Raw genomic sequence first — 25,687 nt, 5'->3', positions numbered from 1 at the left:
TAAGAAAACACAGAGAAAAAAGCAAGAACAAGCCATGGAGAAGCCGGTTTTTTGACATATGATACCGGAATATTGGATTAATATTGTGGAGGCCGGGTGATATACTGGGATCAGTCGATGAGGAACTTCGCTGAAAGAGAAAGCGGCGGAGCGTGAGACTGTAAAGACACGATAGGGGAGAAGGAACATGACAAAAAGAGAACGTGTAATACGGGCGGTCAGAGGAGAAGAGACGGATGGAATTCCTTCCTGCTTTTCCATGCATTTTCCGCCGGAGTATGCAAATGGTGAGAGCGCGGTTGACGCGCATATTCAGTTTCTGAAGCAGACGGATACGGATATTCTGAAAATTATGAATGAAAACCTGGTGACCTGTGATCATGAGCTTATCACCAGACAGGATTATGAGAGCTTCCAGAAGATATCAGCAGAACAGCCATTTATGAAGAGGCAGCTGGACCTGGTTAAACGGATTTTAGAAGAGGCGGACGGGAAATGCTTTACAATCGGTACACTTCACAGTGTGGGCACCTCAGCCATGTACCATCCGTTCAAATCACTTGGTTATGGATATGATCAATCGAGAAAAATCTTCGATGCGTGGCTTAACGAGGCACCGGAGAAAGTGCTGGAGTCCATGAAGAGAATAACAGACGGACTCTGTGAACTGGCTGTCAAATACATAGAAGCAGGGCTTGACGGAGTGTTTGTGGCCTCCCTGGGAGCGGAGAGAAGATTTGGACTTACAAGGGAACAGTTTTTAGAGTGGGTGGCGCCATTTGACCAGATGATTATGAAAACAGTAAAAGACGCGGGAGGGTACTGTTTCCTTCATGTGTGCAACCGGGATGTGAATCTGGACTATTACCGGGATTACGATGAAAATCTATATGATGTGGTGAACTGGGGAACATTTGAAGTACCCTGCTCCATCAGGGAAGGCCGGGAAATCTTTCATCAGAAGACAGTTATGGGAGGTCTGGCTAACCGGCAGGGGGTGCTGGCAGCCGGAAGTGAGGAGGCTCTGATCAACACCGTTCACTCCATCGTGGAGTCGTATGGACGGAAGGGGCTGATTCTCGGTGCTGACTGCACCGTGGCCACCGAACAGGATTTATCGAGAATCAAATTAGCGGTGGAGACCGCAAGAAAATTATAAAGGAGAAGGAATATGAAAAAGAGAGTGATGCTAATGGCAGCGGCCGTGATTATGGCGGCAGGACTTACCGGATGCAGCGGCAGCCCGGCAAAAGAGCAGCAGGATACCACGCAGGCAGCTCAGAGTACGACGGGACAGGAGAGTAGGGAAACAAAAGAAACGACGACAGAGGCAGATAAAAAATCCGGTGAAAAAACGGAACTGACCATAACCTGGTGGGGGAGCCAGCAGCGGGCAGAACTGACACAGGAAGCATTATCACTCTATGAAGGGGAAAATCCCGGAGTTACGTTTGACGGACAGTTCCTCTCAGGAGCGGATTACTGGAATAAGCTGGCGACTTCCGCGGCGGGCCATACCATGGCTGACGTTGTACAGATGGACAAGGCCTATATCAAACAGTACGTGGATAACGGCATGTTGGTAGATTTACAGCCGTATGTGGACAGCGGCGTCATCGATCTGAAAAATGTGGATAAGACAGTACAGGAATTCGGAAAAATCGGAGATGGCCTGTATGCCGTCTGCATTGGGGTAAATTCGCCGGCACTTCTGTATAATAAGACCCTGCTTACGGAAAATGGAATCGAGATCAGGGATAACATGACAATGGAAGAATTCCTGGAGATCTGCAGGCAGGTAAATGAGAAGACGGGATACAAAACGAATCTTCAGTATAACAATGGAACCTCATGGCTGGATTTCTTCCTGCGCTCAAAGGGCGAGTATTTATTCGGAGACGGTACGATCGGAGCATCAAAGGAAAACTTGACGGAATATTTTAACCTTTATAAAATGGGAATTGATGAGGGCTGGCTGATCAATCCGAGTGTATTTGCAGAGCGATCTATCGGACAGCCGGAACAGGAGCCTTTAGTCTATGGCTCGGATCCGTCCAATATGTCCTGGTGTGCGTTTTATTTTTCCAATAATATGAATGCCGTCACGAATGCAGCTCCGGAGGGCATGGAGATCGGCATCACTACGTGGCCATCCGATGATGCGGTCAAATCCAATTACTTGAAACCCAGCATGTTCTTCTCGGTTTCCGTTGACAGCAGTCAGCCGGAAGAGGCGGCAAAACTCATTGATTACTGGACTAACTCCGTGGAATGCAACAAGATTCTGTTAGGAGAGCGTGGAGTGCCTGTATCATCGGCAGTTGCAGAGGCAATTGCATCAGATATGAGCGAATCAGACCAGAAGGTAGTTGATTATATTAACAATGTGGTGACTCCAAAGTGCTCCATGGTCAGCCCGGCATCTCCCAACGGAGCCACAGAGGTTTATGACGTGGTATATAAAATGGAAGAAAAGGTCTGTTACGAGGAGATTACCCCCGAGGCAGCAGCAGAGGAGCTGTTGAACCAGGGAACGAAAATTTTACAGAGTAAGCAATCGTAGGCTACAGAGGGCTGCTGCAGAAGAGCGGCAGCCTTTTTACTGCCCAGAATGGCTCGAATCTATCAGAACGGCGGTGGTTTGTATGGATAAAAAATGGATTAAATTAAAAATGGCATTCAGCAAAAACAGCACGGCGGGCGTCGTCTTTGCACTGCCCTTTATCATTGGTTTTTTTGTGTTTATGGTCATTCCCATGGGAATGTCGCTGTATTATTCTTTTTGTGAATTTGAAATTCTGGGCGCCCCCAAATTTATTGGTCTTGGCAATTATGTAAAAATGTTTACGGAGGATGAAACCTTCTACAAGTCAATTTCCGTGACATTCTTTTATGCGTTGGTTTCAGTTCCGCTGCGCCTGGTATTTGCCCTGATTGTAGCCCTGATTCTCAAGCAGACGACGAAAGCGACAGGAATCTACCGGGCGGCTTACTATCTCCCGTCAATTATTGGCGGGTCGGTAGCGATTTCTATCTTGTGGAAACGGCTTTTTGCAGAGGATGGAACGTTTAACCATCTGCTTCAGCTGATTGGAGTCAACAGCCATTTTTCCTGGCTTGGAAGCAAGAATACCGCGATATGGGTTTTAATTCTCCTGGCAGTTTGGCAGTTTGGTTCTTCCATGCTGATTTTTCTTTCCGCATTAAAGCAGATTTCAATCTCCCTTTACGAGGCCTCGAGAGTGGATGGGGCGGGAAAAATCAACCAGTTTTTCTGGATTACGCTGCCGCTTTTGACCCCCACCATATTCTTTAATCTGGTGATGCAGATGATTAACGGGTTTCTGGCGTTTACGCAGTGCTTTATTATTACTCAGGGGCGGCCGATGAGTTCAACACTGTTCTACAGCGTCTATATGTACCAGCAGTCCTTTGAATTCTATAACACGGGGTATGGCGCGGCAATGGCATGGGTGATGCTGGTGATTATCGCCATGATTACGGTACTGTTGTTCTGGTCGAAAAAGTTCTGGGTTTATGAAGGAGGGAATGAAAGATCATGAAAAGCAAAAAAATAGCCGGAAAAATTGTTTACCACCTTCTGGTTGGGATCGGAGCGTTCATTATGGTGTATCCACTGCTCTGGATGGTAATGAGCTCTTTTAAAGAGACGAACACTATTTTCACGACAGCCGGGCAGCTGATACCAAAGCGGTTTACCCTGGAGAATTATCAGAATGGCTGGAGAGGGTTCGGAAAAGTAAGCTTTGGCACCTTTTTTAAAAATTCCTTTTTCATTGCAGCTCTTGCGACGTTCGGCACCATTCTGTCCTCCGCTTTTGTGGCATACAGCTTCTCACGATGCCGTTTTTTTGGAAAGAAGCTTCTGTTTGCCGCAATGCTGGTATCCATGATGCTTCCGGCCCAGGTACTTATGATTCCCCAGTACTTATGGTATCAGAAGCTGGGCTGGGTTGGTACGTATCTTCCTCTGATTGTCCCCTACTGCTTTGCTATTCAGGGATTTTTCGTATATCTGATCATGAACTTTATAAATGGAATCCCCACGGAGCTTGACGAGGCGGCAAAGATAGATGGCTGTTCCTATTATTCCATTTTCTTCCGGATCATTTTTCCGCTGGTAGTACCGGCCCTTATTACCGCAGTCATCTTTTCTTTTATGTGGAGATGGGAAGACTTTCTGTCGCCTCTTTTGTACGTAAATAAATCAGAACGGTATCCCATCAGCCTTGCGCTGAAGCTGTTCTGTGATCCGGCTTCTACCTCGGACTATGGAGCGATGTTCTCAATGTCGGTACTTTCCATTCTGCCGCTGATTATTATATTTATTCTGCTTCAGAAGTATCTGGTGGATGGAATCGTATCTTCCGGAATTAAGGGATAGGAGGAAATATGGATCGAGAGGCTGATATCAGACAATGGATTGATATGCATGAGGAAGAACTGGTCCGGGATATCGGAGAACTGGTGAATATCCCCAGTGTCTCGCGGCCGGGACAGGAGCAGTCAGATGATGTGGTAGAAGCGGCGCACAGTATGATAAAAATTGCGGCTCAGTATGGATTTCATACGGAGAACTGCGATAACCGCTGTGTAAAGATACTCTACGGGGACGGTGAAAGCGAAGTACAGGTATGGGGACATCTTGATGTTGTTCCGGCCGGTGAAGGCTGGACCTATCCCCCGTGGGATTGTACGAGAAAGGGAGACTTTCTGATTGGAAGAGGGGTTTCAGATAATAAAGGGGCGGTCATCACGGTTCTTTACTGCCTCAGATATATGAAGGAGCATAACATAAAGCCATGCTTTCGTATCAGTCAGATCTGTGGACTGAGTGAAGAGACGGGAATGGCTGACGCGGCCTATTATCTGACGAAATGGCCGGCTCCCGATTTCGGATTTGTATCAGACTGCCGCTTTCCGTTGTGTTATGGGGAAAAGGGCAGATGCGTGGTGATTCTGGAACGGGATTCGGTCCCAGAAGGGATAATCGATATGACGGCAGGGGATGCCTCCAACAGTGTACCGGCAGAAGCTGTGATCCGTATTGACCGATCCATAGATATGGGGGATATGGAAGAGGAGGCATTACGGCTGGGGGTGATGATCAGGAGAGAGGTATCCGGGTCCATCGTGAGCTATACAATAAATGGGACACCAGGACATGCGGCGGCACCGGATCGCTGTGTAAACCCCATAGGTCTGGCTGGCAGGCTTCTAAAACGGGGGATCGGGTTGAAAAAAGAGGAAAAACATATTTTGGAATTTCTGCAAAAAGCCTGTCTGGATGGGTATGGAAAAGAACTGGGGATTGCGGTGGGCGATCCGGTTTTTGATGATCTCACATGTGCCGGAACTGTGCTGGAGATGAAGGGCCGGACCGTTCGCCTGACAATGGATATCAGATACCAGCCTTCGGTCAATGCCGGGGAGATGGTGGAACAGCTGAGGAAAGCGGCGGAGCGTTATGGTTTTACGGTCTCTGCTGAAGAGCACCGGGATGGTTACTGCGGCAGTATTGATTCAGAGGAGGTAAGAGCGCTGCTGTCTGCGTATGATCATGTGGTGAAGGATGGGAAAAAACCGTATGTGATGGGAGGCAATACCTATGCGGGAATGATACCGAATACCGTGTGCTTTGGGCCGGGCATACCGAAAGATTACTCTGAGCTTGGGCTGCCTGCCGGCCACGGGGGAGGCCATGGCTGCGATGAAATTCAGTCGGTATCCAGTCTTAAGAAAGCGATGGAGGTCTACATTCATGCCTTCATGAATTTAAATGATCTATATAAAGTGCGGAGTGGAAAAAGAAAAAATCCAGAGTCTTAAAAAGATGAAAGAGATTGAAAAACAGAACATAGATGGTATAATGGGACTATACTCCGATACGGCTTCGCACGGCAGTTCTGAACATTATTTGCGCATATCTTATCTTTTTTAATCGTAACAGAATCTTTCATACCCATCCCCAACAGGAGAAAAAATATGAAAAACGAGACTTTTCCGGTGCGGCTCCGGACTTTTTTAACCGACCTCCTTTTCCCCCGCCGCTGCCCTGTCTGCGGCGGCATTGTGCTGCCCAAAGGAGAACTGATCTGTCCCGGCTGTGTGAAAAAGCTGTCTTTCGTGAAACAGCCGGTCTGCAAGAAATGCGGAAAGGAGATTACCAGTGCCGAGAGGGAGTACTGCCTGGACTGTACGAAGCACAAGCGGTCCTTTGATTACGGGAGGGCGCTGTTGAACTATGATGACGCCGCGAAAAAGTCCATGGCGGATATTAAGTACAGAAACCGGCGGGAATATCTTGATTTTTACGCGGAGGCGGTCTGCCTTCGGTATGGGAAGCTTCTGATGCGGCTGGGAGCCGATGCGCTGGTGCCTGTGCCCGTCCATCCGTCCCGCAGGCGTCAGAGGGGCTTTAACCAGGCGGAGATTTTTGCCGACCGGATCGGAGCACGGCTGGGGATCCCGGTCTGTCCGGAGATGCTGGTGCGCAGGAAGAAGACCGCGCCACAAAAGCAGCTGAATCCAAAGGAGCGGCTTCACAATCTCGAGGAGGCGTTTGCGGCGGGAGCGGTGCCGGAAGGGGTAACGCGGGTGATTCTGGTGGATGATATTTATACGACCGGGAGCACGATGGAGGCGTGCGCCAGGGCACTGTTGCGTGCGGGAGTGAAAAATGTCTATTTTATTGCGATTTGTATTGGACGGGGACAGTAAAATATTGTAATATTAGGAAAAGAAATAGAAACGCAGGAGGAAAAGTTTATGGAAATCAGAATTGCGCAGGAAGAAGACGTCCCATATCTGCTGGATATCTATAACCACGAGGTGCTGCACGGGGAAGCGACCTTCGATATCAACCCCAGGACGCTGTCGGAGCGGCTCGACTGGTATTATGCTCATAACATAAGTAATCATCCCTTAATCGTGGCGGTGGAGGACGGCCATGCGGTCGGTTATGCCTGCCTGTCCCCCTATCGTGTGAAGGAGGCTTATGCGGCTACCGTGGAATTGTCTGTCTACGTCCACAGGGATTACCGGAAGCGCGGAATTGCCAGGAAGCTGACACTGCATATACTGAACCTGGCGAGGGAGGACGAGCGAATCCATACCGTCGTTTCCGTGATCACCGGCGGAAATCAGGCCAGCATCCATCTGCACGAGGAGCTTGGATTTCTGCACTGCGGGACGATCAAAGAAGTGGGCGTGAAGTTTGGAAGGTATCTGGATATTGAGAATTACCAGATGATGGTGTAGGGAAGACAGCGGGATTGCTGTAAGAATGTGGCCGAATGAGAGGCGGAAGCAGGAAAAACTGCTGCCGCTTCTTTTTAATTACCGCTTTTCCATATAAGACAACGAAAAATATTCCTTAAAATCATAGTTTCGTATCCTGTTTATTTTTCCCGAAACCGTTATAATGAGCTTAGTAACCGCAGACAATTGACATGTATCAGGGAGAAGGAGGACATTCATGGAACGGGTGTTGGTTTTATGTGATGACTTGTGGCATCCAGCCGAAGTGATCGAAAAGGGATTTGCACGAATGGAGGGGGAGGCGTATCATTTTGATTTTATAATGGCGGTAAAGGATATTCTGACCCCGGAGCTTCTGGACCAGTATCCGGTGGTGATCAACTGTAAGAGCAACAATGTGATCGCTGCCAATACGGAGCCGTGGTTTGAGGAAGGGGTGACAGAGGTATGCCCGCAGCAGTTCCGTGACTATGTGGAGCAGGGCGGGGGCTTTATCTCCATTCACTCCGGAAATGCTTTTTCAGAGCAGTTTTGCAGGACAGAGGAAAAATTTCAGAGGCCCTGCAGGGAGTATATTGATTTCATAGGCAACCGTTTTACGGGCCATCCGCCCCGCTGTCCGGTATCGGTCCATGTGACAAATCCGGAGCACCCGGTCATGGAGGGGGTAAATGATTTTACGGAGCGGGATGAACATTACCAGGTAGAGGTATTTGCTGAAGGCGCGGAAATACTGTTTGAGACCACCTCAGAGACGGGCGGCGTTCAGACGGGCGGCTATGTAAAGGAAGCCGGCAGGGGAAGACTCTGTGTGCTCATGCCGGGTCACACCATGGCCGTATGGGAAAATGACAACTTCAGGCAGATGGTGTTAAATGCCATTGCCTGGTGCAAAAAAGACCGGTAAAGGAGAGCAGATGAAATCAGTATTCGTAACAGGAGCCGACAGGGGCGTTGGATTCGCCCTCTGCCAGCAGTTTGTGGAACATGGTTGGAAGGTGTATGCCGGTCAGTTCATGCCGGAATGGAGTGAATTAAAGGGATTGCAGGAGTCCTGTGGGGAACAGGTTGAAATGATTCCTCTCAATGCAGCGGATACGGAATCCGTGAGAGCGGCAGCCGATATAGTGGCAAAACGTACGGAGTCATTGGATATGCTGGTCAACTGTGCCGGAATCGGCGGCATGGACGATGACAGGGTGGCGATGAGAGCCGTCTTTCATGTCAATACCCTGGGTCCGATGCGCATGGTGGAGGCATTTCTTCCGCTGATGAGGACGGGACTAAAACGTCTCTGCTTCGTATCGTCGGAGGCGGGAAGCATTTCCGTCGCCCACCGTACCGACAGCTTTGCCTACTGTATGTCAAAGACGGCACTGAACATGGAGGTCAGGCTGATGTTTAACCGGCTGGCAAAGGACGGCTATTCCTTCCGGCTGTACCATCCGGGATGGGTTCGCAGCTATATGATGGGATCGAAGAGCACGATCGGCAATTTTGAGCCTGAGGAGACAGCCGCGGTGGCATACGCGCAGTTTGCAGAGGAACGGGACTGGGAAGATGTGCTTGTTATGACGGACGTATCCAACGAGTGCTGGCCGTTTTAGGAGGAGGAAGTATGAGACAGATCGTATTAATTGTGGGTGTCGAGAATCAGGAGGCGCTTGAGACAGCCGCCTGGTACTTAAAACGCGGAGATGCCGTCTATGCGGGGGTAACGAATGGAGACGCGGCGCTTAATGTGAGATTGGAAGAAACGTATCCGGGCCTTCACGTGAACCAGCTCGATCTCGGAACAGAAGAACCGGCAGCGCTGGCGGAGCAGATCATGCAGGCAGAGAAGAAACTGGATGTTCTGGTGCTGCAGGCAGGATGCCGCGCGGAGCACGATGGGGAGATCGGCTGCGAGGACGGCAAATATCATGACTACGATGACATGCTCCGAGTTTTAGATTATAATATAAACGGAATGCGCCAGGTGATTGAACAGAGCATTCCGCTTCTGAGACTGGGGGAAAAGAAGAGGATTGCGGTGATTACCGAAAGCAGCTCCAGTGTCGGATGGACGAGAGAAACAGACGCGTTTGCGTACCGCATGTCACTGGCGGCAATTCATATGATGGAGAAGATATATTTTAACCGTTTGAGGCCGGAGGGATTTACGTTCCGCTGTTATGCGGCGGAGGGGAAGGGCGGCATAAGCGGTGCGGAATACATAGAACAGGGACTCTGCTATGATGAGAAGGAACCGTATATTCATTCGGATGAAAACCGCCTTGTCATGAGGAACCGGTATCTGCAGGAAATCCCGTGGTAGAGGAAATCCCGCCTTTCTTCACAATGCATTACGCAGTGCAGCACTTATTGGGGGGATCAGAAATATGAAACTGATGGTGGTTGATGATGAGACGGCTACTAGAAACGGAATATTAAAGTATGTGCACTGGACAGAGCTGGGGATTGAACAGATCAAGGCCGCAGGCAGCGCCCTGGAGGCGCTGCGCATCAGCTCTGTCTGGGAACCGGATATTGTCATTTCCGATATCCGTATGCCGGATATGGACGGTGTGACCCTGTGCCGGAAGCTGAAAGAAATGCTTCCGGCCTGTTGTCTGATCTTTATCAGCGGCTATGCGGATAAAGAGAACCTGATCGCCGCGATCAGCTTATCGGCGGTGAGCTTTGTGGAGAAGCCATTTTCCATCGAGGAGCTGGAGGCAGCGATCCAAAAGGCGGTGGACCACTGCTTTGCCAGCCATGAGACGGCTTACTTGAAATCATCTCTCCGGTGCAATATGCCGGTGATCGAGGAGTATGTGGTCAAGGGGCTGGTGAGAGAGGAGATTACGGATGAACTGCTGGATAACTGCCGTTTCCTGGAGTTTCCATTGGATCAGAAGACGTGTTTTCAGGTGCTGTTGTTTGAGGCAAGGGAGGCAATTAAGGTTCGGGCGGAGTTTTTGGGAACCATTCTTCCGTACTTCGAAGAACGGCAGGAGCGGACGCTTAAGTATTTTCGCAGCGAACGGGAACTGGTGATGATCCTGTTCAGCCCCGAAAAAGGGTGTTTTATCAAAGAGAGTATACAGAATACAATAATGGAAGTGATTGAGCGGCTGAATCGTGAGGGGATACCGCTCTTTTGTGCTGCCGGCTCCGTTGTCCGGGGATATGAGCAGATTGCGGCCTCTTTTGGAAAAGCAGAGCAGATGAAGGAGGAACTGTTTTTCACCGGTTACGGGAGCGCGTCGTTCTATAGGAAGAACGGCGGGGAGAGGACGACCAGCGGCCAGCTGATGAAGCTGTCAGAGATCGAGGAAGCCATCCGGCGCTACGATGTGCCGGGGATCTGTAAATGGGAGGAACGGCTGTACCGGACGATTCGCCGGGGGAGCGTCTGCTCGGTCAGCGAGATCCGTAAGGTCTATTTCCAGCTGCTCTATGCGGTGGAATGCGCCGCGCTGAAGCTGCTCCACCAGGAGGTGGTGAGGACCGGAGACGAGATCTGGTGTACCGCCTGCGCGGCCAGGACACTGGAGGAACTTCACTCCTGTTTCATAGAAGCAGCGGAGAAAAAGCTGGCGCCCAGCCATGAGAGGGAAGGCTTAAGCGACACCGTCTTCCAGGTGATCTGCCAGATCAAGAAGGATTATTCCAGAGAGGATTTAGATATCACTACGCTGGCGGATAGCGTCTATTTAACGCCCACGTATCTATCCAACCTCTTTAAAAAGGAGACCGGATTCACGATCGGACAGTATATTACTCTGGTGCGGATCAAGGCGGCAAAAGAGCTTCTGGGCGATAAGTCCTTAAAGCTTTACCAGGTTGCAGAGCAGTGCGGCTACAGTGACCAAAACTATTTTGCCAAGATTTTCAAACGGCAGGAAGGCATCAACCCGTCAGATTTCCGGAAGACGAGGATGTAGGGGGAGACGATGAAAAATGCTTCACTGAAGACAAAGTATGTAGTGGTATTTTTAGGTGCCGCCATGGTTTCCTACGCGCTGATCTTCTTCTTTATCTATGCCAGAACCATGCAGTACGAGATGAGTAATCTACAGCATTTTCTCGATAATTCCATGGAACAGGCGAAGACCTTTGTCGAGTCGGAGACAAAGATGGTGACGTATGCCTCGGATACTCTGTATTATAACCGGGACGTATACCTGGTGCTGGACGGATGCGTCAACGAGACGGATCGGGATCCGGGGCAGGAGTATCGGTACTGGTCGGATATATCCAAGTTTATGCAGTCTCTGGAAACGGGCAATATCTGCAATGTCTGCATCTACGCTCCCGACAATTACACCTATAAGGATACCAGCCGGAACTTTTCCTCCCTGGAGCGGCTGGACCCGGCGCTTATGGAGCAGATGGAGGGAAAGGGAGAGCGGGCCGTATGGTCAGCTCCCTATGATTTCATCATGCCTCTGACCGGGGAGACGAAGCGGGTGATTTCTTTGACCAGACGGGTGGTTCAGCAGGACGATTACTCGAAAACCTTCTGCGTGGAGCAGGTCAGCCTGCCAGTGGACTCGGTCAGCGAGATCCTGGAAAAGGCGGACAGCACAGAGCGGGGCTGTGTCTATATTGCCAATCAGGATCACGAACTGATTGGAAGTTCCAAGGCAGCCATGGCCGAATCCATGGAGCCGGATTTCTTCCTGCTGGAAAATGGAGACGGAGCGAACGGGTGGAGAGAGGTAAAGAAGGACAAAGAAATCTATATGATGAACCAGATGGAGCTGGAAAATACCGGCTGGAGTATGGTGGCAGTCGTGCCGTTAAAAGAACTGAGGGCCAAGAGCCGCCGGGTCTGTGATGGCATGATCTGGGGGCTGCTTCCGATTATGGGCGTGGCAACGTGTATCATCTACTTTTTTGCGGGCAGTTTTTCCGATAGGATCAAGCGGCTCTCCTACCAGATGAGCCACTGGCGGGACCAGGATGTGGCGCAGGAGGTCTCCACCGATCCGGCCGACGAGGTCGGGCGGCTGGGACGGGAGTATAAGGAGATGCGCAGGGAGATCGACGAACTGATGCAGCAGAAGTATGAGAGCGGCATTGCCATCAAGGACGCGGAATTAAAGGCGCTCCAGGCCCAGATCAATCCCCATTTCCTCTACAATACACTGGATCTCATCAACTGGGAAGCCATGGAGCGGGATGCGCCCGAGATCGGCGAGCTGGTGCAGATGCTGGCGCGGTATTACAAGTCTGTATTGCGCAAGGGATTTGATACCGTCTCCCTTCACCATGAGATTGAACATATTGTAACTTACGTAAAAATTCAAAATTTCCGGTTTGACGGAAGAATTCATTTAAAAGTGGAAATTCCAGAGGAGCTGATGAGTAAGAAAATGTTGAAGCTGACCCTTCAGCCGATAATCGAGAACTCTGTTTCCCATGGAATCTCTGCCGAGGATGAAGGGGAGGAGACAATTACCGTCAGGGCGCGGGAGGAGGGCGGCGACCTGATCATAGAGGTACAGGATGATGGGAAAGGGATGACGAAGGAGCAGCTGGAGACCATCCTGAAGGTGGACGAGAACAATTCCCATTACGCCGTGTTTAATATTCATGACAGAATACGCTTAAAATACGGGGAGGGATACGGTCTGCGGTATGAGAGCGCCGTTGGGCAAGGAACTACGGTGACGATCCGTACCAAGACACAATCTTAGTTTTGTCCTTAAAATCGCAGTTTCCTTATATTGGAAGTGGCAGGTGGCTATAGTAAGATATTGCTATAGCCACAAGTTATTTCACCAGAGAACTGGGAAAGGGGGAAACGCCCTTTGGGGCAGGGCGTAACGTTAGCAATGAAAAAAGAGGGGATCTTACACGAACTGAAGAGGAACAGAACGCTGTTTCTGATGATTCTTCCCGCAGTACTTATCGTGCTGGTATTCAGCTATATTCCGTTAAACGGACTGGTGCTGGCATTTAAGGATTTCCGGTATGCAAAGGGGATTTGGGGAAGTCCATGGAACGGATTTGAGAATTTCCGGTTTCTGTTTGCGTCGGGCAAAGGCTGGCAGCTGACGCGCAACACAATTCTCTACAACGTAGTAAACCTGCTGATCTCGCAGGGGCTGGCACTGGTCGTGGCCATCGTGCTCAGCGAAATGAGGGGCAGGCGGTTTAAGAAGACGACCCAGTCCATCATCTTTCTTCCTTATTTTATATCCTGGATCATCGTCGGGGCGTTCGTGCAGAACATTTTCAATTATGAAACGGGAACGCTGAACAATCTTCTGACCAGTCTGGGGATGGAACCGATCAACATGTACGCGATACCGGCGGCCTGGATTATCGTTATCATCTTTTTCAACTCCTGGAAATGGGTGGGGTACAATTCCGTGATCTACATAGCGGCGGTCGCGGGCCTGGATCGGGAGTGCTTCGAGGCGGCGGATATTGACGGAGCAAATATCTGGCAGAAGATCCGGTACATAACGATCCCGGGAATCAAGCCTACGCTGATTATCATTTTCCTGCTGAACCTCGGAAAAGTGCTTCGCGGAGATTTCCAGATGTTCTACCAGATCATCGGAATGAACGGCCAGCTCTACGACATTACGGATGTGATCGACACTTACGTATTCCGCTCCCTGCTTTCCGGAACCGATATGGGAATGACGGCGGCGGCCACACTGTACCAGTCGGTGATGTGTTTCGTAATCATCAATATTGCCAATGCCGTTGTGAAGAAGATTGATCCGGATTACGCGCTGTTCTGACCGGAACGGGACGCATGTCTGATGGAAGAGAGGGGAAATAAATGGGGAAATCAAAGGAAAATGAAACAGTTGAGTTAAAGGTAAGACGGGGGAAGGAACAGCGGGTGTTCGATATTCTGGGCGTCGTGATCATGGTGGTTCTGGCAGCGATCTGCCTGCTTCCCTTTATCATGCTGCTGTCCGCTTCCATAACGGAAGAAAACTATATTATGCAGCACGGCTATGGACTTCTGCCGGGAAAGATCAGTTTTCAGGCGTACCGGACGCTGTTTGAGCATCCGATGGATATCTTAAGGGCCTACGGTGTGACGATCTTTATCACGGCAGCAGGAACGGGGCTGGGACTCTTGATCACCTCCATGGCGGCCTATGTGATCTCGAGACCGGACTTCAAATACCGGAACAAAATATCATTCTATTTTTACTTTACCACGCTGTTCAACGGAGGAATGCTCTCTGTCTATATTTTCGTGGTGCGGTACCTTGGATTGAAGGACAGCCTGATGGCGCTGATTCTTCCTTATCTGGTCAACGTATTCTACATGCTGGTGCTGAAGAGCTTTATGTCGAGCGTGCCGATGTCCATTATCGAATCCGCGAAAATGGACGGGGCCGGCGAGTTCCTGATCTTCGTGAAATTCGTTCTTCCGCTGTCCAAGGCGGGGCTGGCCACGGTTGGACTCTTCGTCGCGCTGGATTACTGGAATGACTGGTATAATGCCATGCTTTACATCGAGAGCAACACAAAATATCCGCTGCAGTACCTGCTTTACAACATGCTGGCTGCCAAACAGGTACTGGCGAGAATAGCCGCGCAGATCGGAATTTCCGCCAACAGTATGCCGTCCAATTCTCTTAAGATGGCCATGGCGGTCGTGGCGACGGGGCCGGTAATCCTGGTATATCCATTTGTACAGAAGTATTTCGTACAGGGAATTACCATTGGTGCGGTCAAGGGATAATGGGGTTACTATTAAAAATTTATCATAATAAAAGGAGAGGGAATTTATGAAGAAGCTGAGAAGGAGCGCGGCGCTGCTGCTGACGGCCAGTATGCTGGCGCTTACCGCATGCGGGGGAAACAGTGGGAAGACAAGTACAACGGGGGAACAGACGACATCGGCAAAGGCTGGGGAGACGGAAGGCGCAGGCCTTTCGGAACGGGTGGATTTAGTTATGTATCTGCTGGGGCCGCGGCCCGCCAGATACGACGCAGTTCTGGAGAAATTCAATGAACTGGCGTTAAAGGATTTAAACTGTACGCTGACCGTAAACTTCATCGAATACGGTGACATGGCAACCAAGTATCCGCTTATTTTCTCCTCAGGAGAGGAGTTTGACTTAGCCTACGGCGGAACGTGGGTAAACTTTGCAAACCTGGCTCAGAAGGGGGCATTTATGCCGCTGGAGGACCTTCTGCCAAAATACTGTGCGGAAAGCATGAAGCTGCAGCCGGAGGAGTCCCTGGCCCAGGCAACCATCAACGGCCACATCTACGCGTACCCTACGAACTTTTATACCTACAGTGCCTACGGTGTCACTGTGCGGGGCGATATGATGGAGAAATACGGTTTCAATGAGATTAAGGATATCGACCAGTACATGGAATACTTAGAGGCAGTGAACGCGGGGGAGACCCAGTTCAGCAACTTGGCAGCTATCGGCCAGGATCACGTTCTGACGGATATCTATTTGGAATCTAAGGGGCTTTATCCGGTAAATGGCGGCCAGTATGGAATGTACTATATCGACAGCTCCAGCGGAAGTCCGAAAGTAATTGCGGCTCACGAGTGGGAGGGCTACGAGGATTATTTAAACAAGGCCAAGAAATGGTCGGACGAAGGTCTGTGGCCCAAATCAGCGCTTTCTATTAAAGATACATCAACCGATATGGTCCAGGCCGGTGTGGCAGCGGGCGGTTTCGGCAACTTCGATCAGGGCGTTTCCAACTATCAGTTATGCGATCCCTCATGGAAGGTGCGCTGGTATAATGTTCAGCCCAATGTAAACCATCTGGCTTATACCCAGGACTGTATGGTGGTTCCCAGCTCCTCGAAGCACCCGGAGCGGGCTCTGATGCTTCTTGACAAGTTAAAGACCGATGAAACGTATTATAATCTGCTGACCTACGGCATTGAGGGGGAAGATTTTACCAGAGATGAGAACAACCGCTATACGTGCCTGGACACTGCACAGTTCATACCGGAGCCGGGGACATGGGGCTTCAGAAGTCAGCAGTTCTATCTCGTCCCGACCAATGCACCCGCAGATTACGAGGAGCAGAAACAGGCGCTGGAGGACGTCACGGTAGCGAATATTTTCAGGAACTTCAACATGGACACAGACCCGGTAAAATCAGAGTACGCGGCCATGCAGAACGTATACGCCCAGTATAACGCGCCGCTACGGCTGGGGATGACGACCGATGTGCAGAAGGATCTGGCTCAGCTGACCGAGAAAGCGAAGGCCGCCGGCAACGACAAGGTGAAGGCTGAATTACAGAGGCAGGTGGATGAATTCTATGCAGCAAATAACAAGTAGTATGGCGGTGAAAGGGCAGGCGGTCCACACCGGCCGGATGAAGATCATCATCTACTGCCTGTTCGGAATCATGTTCTTCTTTGCAATCTCTTCGACGATGATCGGAATCCTGATCCCGGAAATGACGGAGAGCTACGGCTTAAACAACACCCAGATCGGAATTATCGGCTCCGTTCAGAATGTGGGCGGAATTGCAGCCATGGTATTCGGCGGAGTCTTATCCGACCGGTTTCCGAAGCTGAAACTGATCGTGGTATTCTTTACCATCTATACCGCGGTGCTGTTCGGAATCGGGGCCGCACCGGCCTATGTCATGCTTCTCGTATTCTTTTTTGCGCTGGGTGTGGCAAACAGTTATTTGAATCTTTTAATCAGCGCATTTGTGTCGGAGGCGTACGGGGAGAAGAGAACCGCATATCTGAATATGATCCATGCATTCTTCAGCCTCGGTTCGCTGGCAGGTCCGATCTATGCCTCCATGGTCCAGCGGAGTGGCCAGCCGTGGAACCGGTCCTTCGTAAACCTGGGCGTTCTCTGCACCGCAGTAACCCTGGCTTTCGTCATCATCGCGATACCGGTGAAGGACCAGAAAAATATGGCGGGCGGCGGCAGCCTGCTGGGAGGCGTAAAAAGCCTCCTGGCGGACCGGACCATCCTGATTCTGGCACTGCTGTGTGCCGCTTACATGGGGCATCAGGCGGCCATAGGCCTGTGGATCACCACCTATATCCAGGAGGGCCTGGGCCTGGACCGAAGCATCGCGAGTATGGCCCTGATCCTTTTCTGGGGCGGAATCGTAGTCGGAAGGTTTATGTAGCCTGCTGTGGACCGTAAGATAGAGTACAGCAAATGGCTCTGTATCACATGCCTCCTGTCGGCCGTCCTTTATACCGCCGCCTTTCTAATCGGAAGCGGAGTCTTCCTGGTTGCCGTCCTCTTTACGGTGGGGGCCCTGACGGGAGCCGCCTTTCCTTCGATCATCGGAATGGCATGCAGCAGGTATCCGCATTTATCAGGAACCGCCACCTCTACAGTCAGCCTGACCAGCTCACTGATCGGCACGCTTCTGTCCGGCTTTATCGGAGCGCTGGTGGATGTGGCCGGTTATCTGGCCGGTATGATGGTTATCCCTGTTTTGCTGGTTTTGTGCACCGTGATCCTGGTTATATACCGGAAATTATAGATACGCCTCACCCCATTTTGCCATCTCTACAAAAATGGGAAACAACGCCCTCCCTTTGTCGGTCAAGGAATACTCCACATGGGGAGGGATTTCGTTAAACTGCTTGCGGGTGACAATGCCTAATTCCTCCAAATCTCTTAATGTGGAGGTCAGCATGGTATTTGTAATTTTTGGAATCGCCTTTTTCAATTCGCCGAACCGGTACGATGGTTTCTGGCATAATTCATATAGAATCCGTGATCTCCATTTCCCGCTGAGAGTCTCCAGCGTTCTGTGGACCGGACATGTATCCGGTGAGACTGTATCCGGCTTACCCTGTAAAGATGCTTCTGCTTTGATTTCCTGTTCCATATGGCAACCTCCTTGATATGAAGTACGCTGAACCGTACCAGGTATGATAATTCTGCGTACTTGCTTAACTTTTTCGTACATAGTATGATTATCATATCATAAGCGAAGGAGGATTCATACTATGGATATGAAACAGACAATATTAACCAGACGGTCATGCAGAAGCTTTACAGGAGAGCAGATTACTGAAAATGAGTGTACTGCCCTTTTGGAGGCGGCCAATGCGGCACCGGTTGCGAATGGAAACTATTCAGACGTTAAAATAAGCGTAATACAGGATCAGGAGCTTCTTGCGAAAATCGAGGCAGCGGTCTGCGCCGCGATACCGGCAGTAGGAGCGCACCCGATCTATCATGCGCCAACAGCGATCCTGATCAGCGGCAGGAAGGGAGAAGGCCCCAATGCTGCCATTCCATACTGCAATGCCTCCTGTATTGTAGAGAACATTTTATTGGAAGCGACCAATCTGGGATTAGGTTCCATCTATTTATTTGCCGTTCCGGCCGTGATGCAGATGCTTCCTGAACTGTGTGAATTAGCGGGAGTTCCGTCCGGATTTATGCCGATTGCAATGGCGGCTGTGGGAAAGGGAACCGATGGGCTGGCGGCCCGGGAGGCAGATCGAACAAAAATCGAAACGGTTCGTTTATAAGAGATGGTTTCAGACTGTATCAGTTTTTATAAGTCAGAAATATGGCTCCTTAGCGGAATATCTGAATAATTTTCCGGAAGGAGCCATTATTAATCTTTCTAATCTAGATTTCTCCGTCCATTTTGGAATACCGGCGGCTGTATTCCATTGCTAAAAATTCTAAAAATATAAAAATTCTAAAAAACACTTGACCCTTCCCTTACGTCACCCTATATAATGGTATCATAAAGATCCCAGAACAAAGGCGGTGATGCAGAATATGCAAGGGTATTATACTTCCGGAGAGTTCGCAAAAAAGGCAAACGTATCAATCCGGACGATCCGTTATTACGACAAACAGGGCTTGCTGAAACCGGCGGGCATGAGCGAGGCCGGATACCGGCTGTACACGGATTCCGATTTTGCCAAGCTCCAGAAGATACTTTCACTGAAATATCTAGGCTTCTCCTTAGACGAGATCCGCTCGATCACCATCAACGATGATGACAACGGCTATGTAGAGCAGTCCCTGGAGCTTCAGCTGGATTTGGTGAAGAAACGGATCGAGCATTTGAAACTGGTGGAGCAGACACTTTCGGAGACCTCGAAGCTGGTAAAGGACAATCCGGTCATTGACTGGAATAAAATCCTGCACTTAATCCATATTACCAATATGGAAAAGAGTCTGGTGGAGCAGTACAAGAATGCGGCCAATATCAATATCAGGATCGATCTTCACAAGAAATATGCGAAGAATCCCATCGGGTGGTTTCCGTGGCTGTACTCCCAGCTGGAGCTGAAGGACGGTGAAACAGTTTTGGAGACCGGATGCGGAAATGGAGAACTGTGGAGAGAAAACCGGGATTTAATCCCGCCGGAAGCGGTGATCTGCCTGTCCGATGTCTCGGAGGGTATGATCCAGGATGCCAGGGAACATTTAAAAGGTGTGCCGGGCAGATTCTCCTATGAAGTCTTTGACTGCGGCAGGATTCCGAAGGCGGAGGAGAGCTTCGATAAGGTCTCGGCCAACCATGTGCTGTTCTATTTAAAGGACTTAGACGGTGCGCTGGAGGAAGTGCGGCGGGTGCTGAAGCCGGCCGGGACATTTTTCTGCAGCACCTACGGCCGGGAACATATGAAGGAGATCAGTCAGCTGGTGAAGGAGTTTGATTCACGGATCGTGCTGTCGGAAGTGAACTTATACGACGTGTTTGGCCTGGAAAACGGCCGGGAGATTTTGAACCGCCATTTTGACCAGGTGGAAGAGATCCTGTATGAGGACCATTTGGAGGTACGGGACGAGGGGCCGCTGATGGAGTATATTCTTTCCTGTCACGGTAACCAGCAGGAGTATTTGAGCGAGCGGTACGATGAATTCCGGGAATTTCTAAAAAAGAAGATCGAGAAAAAGGGGACGCTTTATGTCACCAAGAGAGCCGGTATCTTTCGATGCAAGAAGAAAATGAACGGAAGAAAAATACCGGAAAAAATGAGTTCAAGAACTAAAACTGAAAACAGATAAAATAAAATACGGAGGAATACACTATGAAGGGAATTATCCTCGCCGGAGGCTCCGGCACAAGACTTTACCCGCTGACCATGGTCACATCGAAGCAGCTTCTGCCGATCTACGACAAGCCGATGATCTACTATCCGCTGTCCGTTCTGATGAACGCGGGAATCAGAGATATTCTGATTATCTCCACACCGGACGACACGCCGCGGTTCGAAGCGCTCTTAGGCAGCGGAAGCCAGTTTGGGATCCACTTGTCCTACGCGGTTCAGCCGTCACCGGATGGGCTGGCCCAGGCGTTTATCATCGGCGAGGAATTTATCGGGGACGATCATGTAGCCATGATTCTGGGCGACAACATCTTCGCAGGACACGGTCTGACCAAACGTCTTCTGGCGGCCGCCAACAAGAAAGAGGGGGCTACCGTGTTCGGATATTATGTGGACGATCCGGAACGGTTCGGCATCGTGGAATTCGATTCCAACGGAAAGGCCATCTCCATTGAGGAGAAGCCGGAGCATCCGAAGAGCAACTACTGCGTGACCGGGCTCTATTTCTACGACAATAAGGTCGTGGAGTATGCGAAAAACCTGCGGCCTTCCGCCCGCGGTGAGCTGGAAATCACCGATTTAAACCGGATCTATCTGGAAGAGGGCAGACTGGATGTGGAACTTCTCGGACAGGGCTTTACCTGGCTCGATACAGGAACCCACGAATCCCTGGCGGACGCCACCAACTTTGTCCGCACCATGGAGACCCATCAGCACAGAAAAGTGGCGTGTCTTGAGGAGATCGCGTATTTAAACCACTGGATCACCAGGGATCAGCTTTTAGAGGATATTGAACCACTTAAGAAGAATCAGTACGGCCATTATCTTATGGATGTTCTGGCCGGTAAATATATTGATATTAAGTAAAAACAGGAGGAAATCACATATGAAAATCATCGTTACAGGAGGCGCAGGCTTCATTGGAGGCAACTTCGTCCATCACATGGTAAACAAATACCCGGATTATGAGATCATCAACTTAGACTTATTAACGTACGCGGGCAACTTAGAGACTTTAAAGCCGGTAGAGGACAAGCCGAATTACAAGTTCGTAAAGGGTGATATCGCGGACCGCAAATTCATCTTCGACTTATTTGAAAAAGAGAAACCGGACGTGATCGTCAATTTCGCGGCGGAGAGCCATGTAGACCGCTCCATTACCGATCCGGAAAGCTTCGTCAGAACGAATGTTATGGGAACCACCACTCTGCTTGACGCCTGCCGTGAGTATGGAATCAAGAGATACCACCAGGTATCCACCGACGAAGTGTACGGAGATCTTCCGTTAGACCGTCCGGACTTATTCTTCACGGAAGAGACCCCGCTCCACACTTCCAGCCCGTATTCGTCCTCCAAGGCGAGCGCCGATTTATTCGTGCTCTCTTACCACAGAACCTTCGGGATGCCGGTAACCATCTCGAGATGTTCCAACAACTACGGACCGTACCATTTCCCGGAGAAACTGATTCCGCTGATTATCAGCCGCGCGCTGGCCGATGAAGAGCTTCCGGTCTATGGAACAGGTGAAAATGTCCGTGACTGGCTCCATGTAGCTGACCACTGCGAGGCAATCGACTTAATTATCCACGAGGGCAGGGAAGGCGAGATCTACAACGTAGGCGGCCACAATGAGAGAACGAACCTGGAAGTGGTAAAGACGATTTTAAAGGCATTAAACAAGCCGGAAAGCTTAATCAAGTACGTATCCGACCGTCCCGGCCATGACAGACGTTACGCCATCGATCCGAAAAAGCTGGAGACAGAGCTTGGATGGAAGCCGAAATACACATTTGATACGGGAATCGAACAGACTATTCAGTGGTATCTGGACAATGAAGACTGGTGGAAGCACATCATCAACGGAGAGTACCAGAACTACTTTGAGAATATGTACGGAGACCGTTTATAATTCGCAGAAAGCACACTGGAGGCGTATATGAAAGTATTTGTAACAGGAGTAAAGGGCCAGCTGGGCCACGATGTGGTCGATGAGCTGGAAAAGAGAGGCCATGAGGCGATCGGCGTGGATATCGATGAGATGGACATTACAGATGCCGGGAGCGTAAACCGTGTGATCCGGGAAGCCAGTCCGGATGCGGTGATCCACTGTGCGGCCTATACGGCAGTGGACGCGGCGGAGGACAATTTGGAGCTTTGCAGACGCGTGAATGCATACGGCACGGAGAATATTGCCAGGGTCTGCCGGGAGCTGGACATCAAGATGATGTACATCAGCACGGACTACGTATTTAACGGCCAGGGCACCCGTCCTTGGGAGCCTGACGATGAGAGAGAACCGTTAAATGTCTACGGCCTTACGAAGTACGAGGGTGAGCTGGCGATCGAGCAGAATCTCACCAAATACTTTACCGTACGCATCGCCTGGGTGTTTGGCGTAAACGGCAGGAACTTCATAAAGACCATGCTGAATCTGGGAAAGACCCGCGACAAACTCACCGTGGTATCCGACCAGATCGGTTCCCCCACCTACACCTACGATCTTGCCCGCCTTCTGGTGGATATGATTGAGACCGACAAGTACGGCCGCTATCATGCCACAAACGAGGGACTGTGCAGCTGGTGTGATTTTGCACGGGAGATATTTAAACAGGCAAACATGAATGTCGAGGTAATTCCGGTCACCTCCGCAGAGTACCCGGCAAAGGCGAAACGGCCGATGAACAGCCGCATGAGCAAGGATAAGCTGGAAGAAAACGGATTTGAGAGACTGCCATCCTGGCAGGATGCGCTGGAACGGTATCTGAAAGAAATCCAGTAACGAAGTACAGAAGCAGTACAAAGAAATAGGATTCTCCGCTGTTATAATCGGAGAACCCTATTTTTTGTTCCGCAGGAAGGATCAGCGGTCTTTTCTATACTCGCTGGGAGTCATATAGTAAAATTTCTTGAAGAAACGTATGTAGCTTCTTACATCGCTGTAGCCCACGGCTTCGCTGATCCAGCCGATGGTCTCCTCCGTATTCATCAGCAGATCCAGGGACTTCTGGGTGCGGTAGTAGTTTAAATACTCCGACAGCGTCTTTCCGGTAGAGAGCTTAAACAGCTTCGTCAGATAGATGGAACTGACGCCCACGAAGCCGGCAATCTGCGGGATGGTGATGGGCTGCGAGTAATTCTGTTCGATATACTGGATCGCCTTCTGGATGTAACCGTAGGATTCCGTGGAAATCTTGTTCTTTGCATCCAGCATCCCAAACAGGCAGTTGTAGAAATACTTATTGATTTCCTCGATGGAGGAGGCGTTTTCCAGCTTGCGCACAGAGGCGTTTATCTGGATGTCAGGAATGTCCCCGTTGATCTCCAGAAGAGAGGCGTAGATGGTGCTGACGGTGATGAGAGCCATCCGCCTGACTTCTTCCTGGTCCTCGCTCTCCAGATAGCGGTCGCGGAAGGCATCGGTCTGCTCCTTTAAGCCGGCGCCGTCTTTATCGATGATTGCCTGGGTGATGCGGGACAGCATATCCTGGTCGATAGAGGAGGTGAATTCATTCTGATAGCTGAGCAGAACGAAATCATCGGCATCCGCGGCCGTAAAGATGAAGTTACGCCGGGCCAGCTGCCATACCTGCCATGGGGCCGGTTCCGTCTCGGAACAGATACCTATGGAGAACAGCGGGTAGACACTGAGACTCTGTTTCATCCGCTTCTTCAGGGCGGTACACAGCTTCGACAGCTCCTTTCCCAGGGCGTCGGACAGTCCGGTATTCAGGATAATGCAGATGCTTTTATTGTCAATATAAAGGCTGTAGGCAGTGCCCAGGGCGGAAAAGGCGTTGGTGGTATTGGTCCGGATGACCAGCTTCAGCTGTTCGCGCCTCGTATAGTCCTCCATCTCGTCAAGAGAGGGAAGGGAAATAAGGATAACGGCGTAAAACGGATAGGGAAATACCAGCCCGTGTTCCTCGTATTCCGGCGGAAGACTGGTGATATCCACGTAATTATAGAGGATGCCCGACAGCAGCCGTTCGCGTACCAGCTGCTGGTTTTCATGCATGACGGTCCCGATGTCGGACAGCTGCGCGTTCAGATTATCGAGTGCGGTGCTGATCAGCGAAAATTCGTCTTCCCGGACTCCGGGAATCTCCGTGTAGGGATTGATCCCGATTTTCTTCATGATCGCATCCACCGGGCGCAGCATAATCATGCCGTAAATCATGGAAGCGGCGAAATCGGCCGCAGCCACGGCCAGATAGATGATAAACCACTGCAGGAGCGTGGCGCTTACTGCGGTGAAGAGGTCTATCCTTGACGCATAAAAAGAGCACCTGGCCCCGATGGTGGAGAAGGAGGAGAACGTGGAGGTGCCTGGCAGCAGAAGTTCCTCATTCTCAGAGACAGACAGCCCGTTGTCCCAGTTCTTCATGACGGTATTGGAGGAAGACCAGAGCAAATGGTCCTGAAAGGAAACCGTGGCCGTGTAAGGATTGTGGCCTGCGGTTTCTGCGGCGGCCTTCTGAAGCCGGTCGAGGGAGTAGGACACCGTCACATAGCCCCGCCCCTGGGATTTATACAGAGGGAGCCTGCGCGCATAGGTTATTACGGTAACCGCCGGAGAGGGGGCGTAGTAACGTTTATAGGGAACGTTAATCAGCCACATCTCTTCTCCCTTCATATTCTCAAGGGTGTTTAGCAATTCTTTATTATAGAAATCACTGTAATCATACATCCCGCCGCTGGAGTCAAAGACTCTCTGGGAGCGGTTGAAAAAGAGGCAGATGGACTCGTAGTGGTACAGGGTGGAGTAGGGAGTCACATCGTTGGTCATGCGTAAGAGCTGATCCAGTGTGGGCGCCTTCGACTCCAGAACCTGCTCGATGGATGCCAGATTCCCCATAAATACCGCGCTGCTTTTCATGTTGGACAAATTATCCTGAACCGACAGCGCCACATAATTCGCTTTCATCTCCAGATTTTCGTGAAGCTTCATCCGGTTCTGAAGCGTAATCACCACGCCGCCAATGATAAAGATTACAGTAGTGAATAGAAATGTAATATAGAAAAATGAACGGAAATGTCTGGATTTCAGAATGTTTTTCCATTTGCTGTCCCTGGTGTTTTTGTGCTTAATTCCCAATGGTCCCATCCTTTCCAATGATTAGTTGTATCCAATTATAACAAAAAACGGGCAGATAGTCAAAAAGATTTGTACGAAATGAGCGAAAAGGTTTCCGCGTAATGGTAAAAATCAAAACACAAATTGGATATAATGTATAAAATCAATAGCAAAAAATAAACTTAATTGGTTAAAAGGCAGATGAATTTTTGCAATCCTCATTGAAAATAAGGTAAATATGACGGTTTGTGAAAAAATGAACGAAATAGGCTTATTTTTTGTACTTATTTTAGTACAATAGTTTGCTATGCTTTAGT

General features: G+C 50.1%; 24 protein-coding genes. 22 read left to right on the top strand and 2 right to left on the bottom strand.

Translation table 11 applies throughout. From position 1 onward, the window contains the following. Window positions 1-187 precede the first annotated feature (187 nt). From H8S75_RS16390 to H8S75_RS16310, 17 genes are all read left to right on the top strand, one after another. Entirely contained in the window at window positions 188-1,159 is a 972-nt protein-coding gene (locus H8S75_RS16390; protein ID WP_187022567.1) for a uroporphyrinogen decarboxylase family protein, read from the top strand. 12 nt (window positions 1,160-1,171) lie between these two features. Beyond that, the gene (locus H8S75_RS16385) at window positions 1,172-2,563 is read left to right on the top strand and encodes an ABC transporter substrate-binding protein (RefSeq protein ID WP_156832611.1); all 1,392 of its coding nucleotides are present in this window, start codon (window positions 1,172-1,174) and stop codon (window positions 2,561-2,563) included. A gap of 82 nt (window positions 2,564-2,645) precedes the next feature. Then, entirely contained in the window at window positions 2,646-3,563 is a 918-nt protein-coding gene (locus H8S75_RS16380) for a carbohydrate ABC transporter permease (RefSeq protein WP_187022566.1), read from the top strand. Continuing rightward, window positions 3,560-4,405, top strand: a complete 846-nt coding sequence (locus H8S75_RS16375) for a carbohydrate ABC transporter permease (RefSeq protein WP_187022565.1) — start codon at window positions 3,560-3,562, stop codon at window positions 4,403-4,405. The genes H8S75_RS16380 and H8S75_RS16375 overlap by 4 nt, the downstream gene beginning before the upstream one ends. Window positions 4,406-4,413: 8 nt before the next feature. Continuing rightward, window positions 4,414-5,850 (top strand): Sapep family Mn(2+)-dependent dipeptidase, encoded by a 1,437-nt coding sequence (locus tag H8S75_RS16370; RefSeq protein ID WP_187022564.1) that lies wholly within the window; start codon window positions 4,414-4,416, stop codon window positions 5,848-5,850. Window positions 5,851-6,006: 156 nt separating this feature from the next. Then, entirely contained in the window at window positions 6,007-6,741 is a 735-nt protein-coding gene (locus H8S75_RS16365) for a ComF family protein (RefSeq protein WP_187022563.1), read from the top strand. 48 nt (window positions 6,742-6,789) lie between these two features. Beyond that, window positions 6,790-7,281, top strand: coding sequence for a GNAT family N-acetyltransferase (locus H8S75_RS16360; protein WP_110322923.1), 492 nt, complete (start codon window positions 6,790-6,792; stop codon window positions 7,279-7,281). Window positions 7,282-7,498: 217 nt separating this feature from the next. Continuing rightward, window positions 7,499-8,188: a ThuA domain-containing protein gene (locus H8S75_RS16355; RefSeq protein ID WP_187022562.1), complete on the top strand. Its 690-nt coding sequence runs from the start codon at window positions 7,499-7,501 to the stop codon at window positions 8,186-8,188. Window positions 8,189-8,198: 10 nt separating this feature from the next. Further along, window positions 8,199-8,888: an SDR family NAD(P)-dependent oxidoreductase gene (locus tag H8S75_RS16350; RefSeq protein ID WP_187022561.1), complete on the top strand. Its 690-nt coding sequence runs from the start codon at window positions 8,199-8,201 to the stop codon at window positions 8,886-8,888. A gap of 11 nt (window positions 8,889-8,899) precedes the next feature. Beyond that, entirely contained in the window at window positions 8,900-9,598 is a 699-nt protein-coding gene (locus H8S75_RS16345) for an SDR family NAD(P)-dependent oxidoreductase (protein ID WP_187022560.1), read from the top strand. Between the two features lie 64 nt (window positions 9,599-9,662). Continuing rightward, window positions 9,663-11,210, top strand: a complete 1,548-nt coding sequence (locus tag H8S75_RS16340) for a response regulator (RefSeq protein WP_187022559.1) — start codon at window positions 9,663-9,665, stop codon at window positions 11,208-11,210. Between the two features lie 9 nt (window positions 11,211-11,219). Then, window positions 11,220-12,968, top strand: a complete 1,749-nt coding sequence (locus tag H8S75_RS16335; protein ID WP_187022558.1) for a sensor histidine kinase — start codon at window positions 11,220-11,222, stop codon at window positions 12,966-12,968. A gap of 114 nt (window positions 12,969-13,082) precedes the next feature. Further along, the gene (locus H8S75_RS16330) at window positions 13,083-14,027 is read left to right on the top strand and encodes an ABC transporter permease (RefSeq protein WP_002601778.1); all 945 of its coding nucleotides are present in this window, start codon (window positions 13,083-13,085) and stop codon (window positions 14,025-14,027) included. A gap of 41 nt (window positions 14,028-14,068) precedes the next feature. Next, window positions 14,069-14,989, top strand: coding sequence for a carbohydrate ABC transporter permease (locus H8S75_RS16325; protein WP_187022557.1), 921 nt, complete (start codon window positions 14,069-14,071; stop codon window positions 14,987-14,989). A 46-nt stretch (window positions 14,990-15,035) separates the two neighbouring features. After that, complete coding sequence (locus H8S75_RS16320; protein ID WP_187022556.1) at window positions 15,036-16,568, top strand: ABC transporter substrate-binding protein; 1,533 nt, start codon at window positions 15,036-15,038, stop codon at window positions 16,566-16,568. Beyond that, window positions 16,549-17,385, top strand: a complete 837-nt coding sequence (locus H8S75_RS16315) for an MFS transporter (RefSeq protein ID WP_187022555.1) — start codon at window positions 16,549-16,551, stop codon at window positions 17,383-17,385. Before H8S75_RS16320 ends, H8S75_RS16315 begins: the two co-directional genes overlap by 20 nt. Window positions 17,386-17,391: 6 nt before the next feature. Then, window positions 17,392-17,751, top strand: a complete 360-nt coding sequence (locus tag H8S75_RS16310) for a hypothetical protein (protein WP_187022554.1) — start codon at window positions 17,392-17,394, stop codon at window positions 17,749-17,751. Here the strand turns inward: H8S75_RS16310 and H8S75_RS16305 are convergent. Next, complete coding sequence (locus H8S75_RS16305) at window positions 17,746-18,102, bottom strand: winged helix-turn-helix transcriptional regulator (protein ID WP_187022553.1); 357 nt, start codon at window positions 18,100-18,102, stop codon at window positions 17,746-17,748. The two genes, H8S75_RS16310 and H8S75_RS16305, sit on opposite strands and share 6 nt — an antisense overlap. A gap of 121 nt (window positions 18,103-18,223) precedes the next feature. Between H8S75_RS16305 and H8S75_RS16300 the strand changes: the two genes are divergently transcribed. From H8S75_RS16300 to rfbD, 5 genes are all read left to right on the top strand, one after another. After that, window positions 18,224-18,754 carry a nitroreductase family protein gene (locus H8S75_RS16300; RefSeq protein ID WP_187022552.1) on the top strand — a complete coding sequence of 177 codons (531 nt, stop codon included), beginning with the start codon at window positions 18,224-18,226 and terminating at the stop codon, window positions 18,752-18,754. A 259-nt stretch (window positions 18,755-19,013) separates the two neighbouring features. Beyond that, on the top strand, window positions 19,014-20,255 hold the full coding sequence (locus H8S75_RS16295; protein WP_187022551.1) for a MerR family transcriptional regulator: 1,242 nt from the start codon (window positions 19,014-19,016) through the stop codon (window positions 20,253-20,255). A gap of 23 nt (window positions 20,256-20,278) precedes the next feature. Continuing rightward, window positions 20,279-21,163, top strand: coding sequence for a glucose-1-phosphate thymidylyltransferase RfbA (rfbA, locus tag H8S75_RS16290; RefSeq protein WP_187022550.1), 885 nt, complete (start codon window positions 20,279-20,281; stop codon window positions 21,161-21,163). A 19-nt stretch (window positions 21,164-21,182) separates the two neighbouring features. Continuing rightward, complete coding sequence (gene rfbB, locus H8S75_RS16285; RefSeq protein WP_187022549.1) at window positions 21,183-22,205, top strand: dTDP-glucose 4,6-dehydratase; 1,023 nt, start codon at window positions 21,183-21,185, stop codon at window positions 22,203-22,205. Between the two features lie 27 nt (window positions 22,206-22,232). Further along, the gene (rfbD, locus tag H8S75_RS16280; protein ID WP_187022548.1) at window positions 22,233-23,075 is read left to right on the top strand and encodes a dTDP-4-dehydrorhamnose reductase; all 843 of its coding nucleotides are present in this window, start codon (window positions 22,233-22,235) and stop codon (window positions 23,073-23,075) included. Window positions 23,076-23,156: 81 nt separating this feature from the next. On the opposite strand, the gene H8S75_RS16275 is transcribed toward rfbD, so the two are convergent. Beyond that, entirely contained in the window at window positions 23,157-25,391 is a 2,235-nt protein-coding gene (locus H8S75_RS16275) for a helix-turn-helix domain-containing protein (protein ID WP_187022547.1), read from the bottom strand. Window positions 25,392-25,687 lie beyond the last annotated feature (296 nt).

The sequence above is a fragment of the Hungatella hominis genome, from assembly GCF_014288005.1.
Taxonomy (GTDB): domain Bacteria; phylum Bacillota; class Clostridia; order Lachnospirales; family Lachnospiraceae; genus Hungatella; species Hungatella effluvii.
Note: the sequence above shows the minus strand (reverse complement) of the source record. Positions and strands in the feature narration are given on the sequence as shown.

Bases quoted from the DNA above. Each gene is read 5' to 3' on its own strand.
- H8S75_RS16390 (WP_187022567.1), top strand. From the start codon at position 188: ATGACAAAAAGAGAACGTGTAATACGGGCGGTCAGAGGAGAAGAGACG.
- H8S75_RS16385 (WP_156832611.1), top strand. From the start codon at position 1,172: ATGAAAAAGAGAGTGATGCTAATGGCAGCGGCCGTGATTATGGCGGCA.
- H8S75_RS16380 (WP_187022566.1), top strand. From the start codon at position 2,646: ATGGATAAAAAATGGATTAAATTAAAAATGGCATTCAGCAAAAACAGC.
- H8S75_RS16375 (WP_187022565.1), top strand. From the start codon at position 3,560: ATGAAAAGCAAAAAAATAGCCGGAAAAATTGTTTACCACCTTCTGGTT.
- H8S75_RS16370 (WP_187022564.1), top strand. From the start codon at position 4,414: ATGGATCGAGAGGCTGATATCAGACAATGGATTGATATGCATGAGGAA.
- H8S75_RS16365 (WP_187022563.1), top strand. From the start codon at position 6,007: ATGAAAAACGAGACTTTTCCGGTGCGGCTCCGGACTTTTTTAACCGAC.
- H8S75_RS16360 (WP_110322923.1), top strand. From the start codon at position 6,790: ATGGAAATCAGAATTGCGCAGGAAGAAGACGTCCCATATCTGCTGGAT.
- H8S75_RS16355 (WP_187022562.1), top strand. From the start codon at position 7,499: ATGGAACGGGTGTTGGTTTTATGTGATGACTTGTGGCATCCAGCCGAA.
- H8S75_RS16350 (WP_187022561.1), top strand. From the start codon at position 8,199: ATGAAATCAGTATTCGTAACAGGAGCCGACAGGGGCGTTGGATTCGCC.
- H8S75_RS16345 (WP_187022560.1), top strand. From the start codon at position 8,900: ATGAGACAGATCGTATTAATTGTGGGTGTCGAGAATCAGGAGGCGCTT.
- H8S75_RS16340 (WP_187022559.1), top strand. From the start codon at position 9,663: ATGAAACTGATGGTGGTTGATGATGAGACGGCTACTAGAAACGGAATA.
- H8S75_RS16335 (WP_187022558.1), top strand. From the start codon at position 11,220: ATGAAAAATGCTTCACTGAAGACAAAGTATGTAGTGGTATTTTTAGGT.
- H8S75_RS16325 (WP_187022557.1), top strand. From the start codon at position 14,069: ATGGGGAAATCAAAGGAAAATGAAACAGTTGAGTTAAAGGTAAGACGG.
- H8S75_RS16320 (WP_187022556.1), top strand. From the start codon at position 15,036: ATGAAGAAGCTGAGAAGGAGCGCGGCGCTGCTGCTGACGGCCAGTATG.
- H8S75_RS16315 (WP_187022555.1), top strand. From the start codon at position 16,549: ATGCAGCAAATAACAAGTAGTATGGCGGTGAAAGGGCAGGCGGTCCAC.
- H8S75_RS16305 (WP_187022553.1), bottom strand. From the start codon at position 18,102: ATGGAACAGGAAATCAAAGCAGAAGCATCTTTACAGGGTAAGCCGGAT.
- H8S75_RS16300 (WP_187022552.1), top strand. From the start codon at position 18,224: ATGGATATGAAACAGACAATATTAACCAGACGGTCATGCAGAAGCTTT.
- H8S75_RS16295 (WP_187022551.1), top strand. From the start codon at position 19,014: ATGCAAGGGTATTATACTTCCGGAGAGTTCGCAAAAAAGGCAAACGTA.
- rfbA (WP_187022550.1), top strand. From the start codon at position 20,279: ATGAAGGGAATTATCCTCGCCGGAGGCTCCGGCACAAGACTTTACCCG.
- rfbB (WP_187022549.1), top strand. From the start codon at position 21,183: ATGAAAATCATCGTTACAGGAGGCGCAGGCTTCATTGGAGGCAACTTC.
- rfbD (WP_187022548.1), top strand. From the start codon at position 22,233: ATGAAAGTATTTGTAACAGGAGTAAAGGGCCAGCTGGGCCACGATGTG.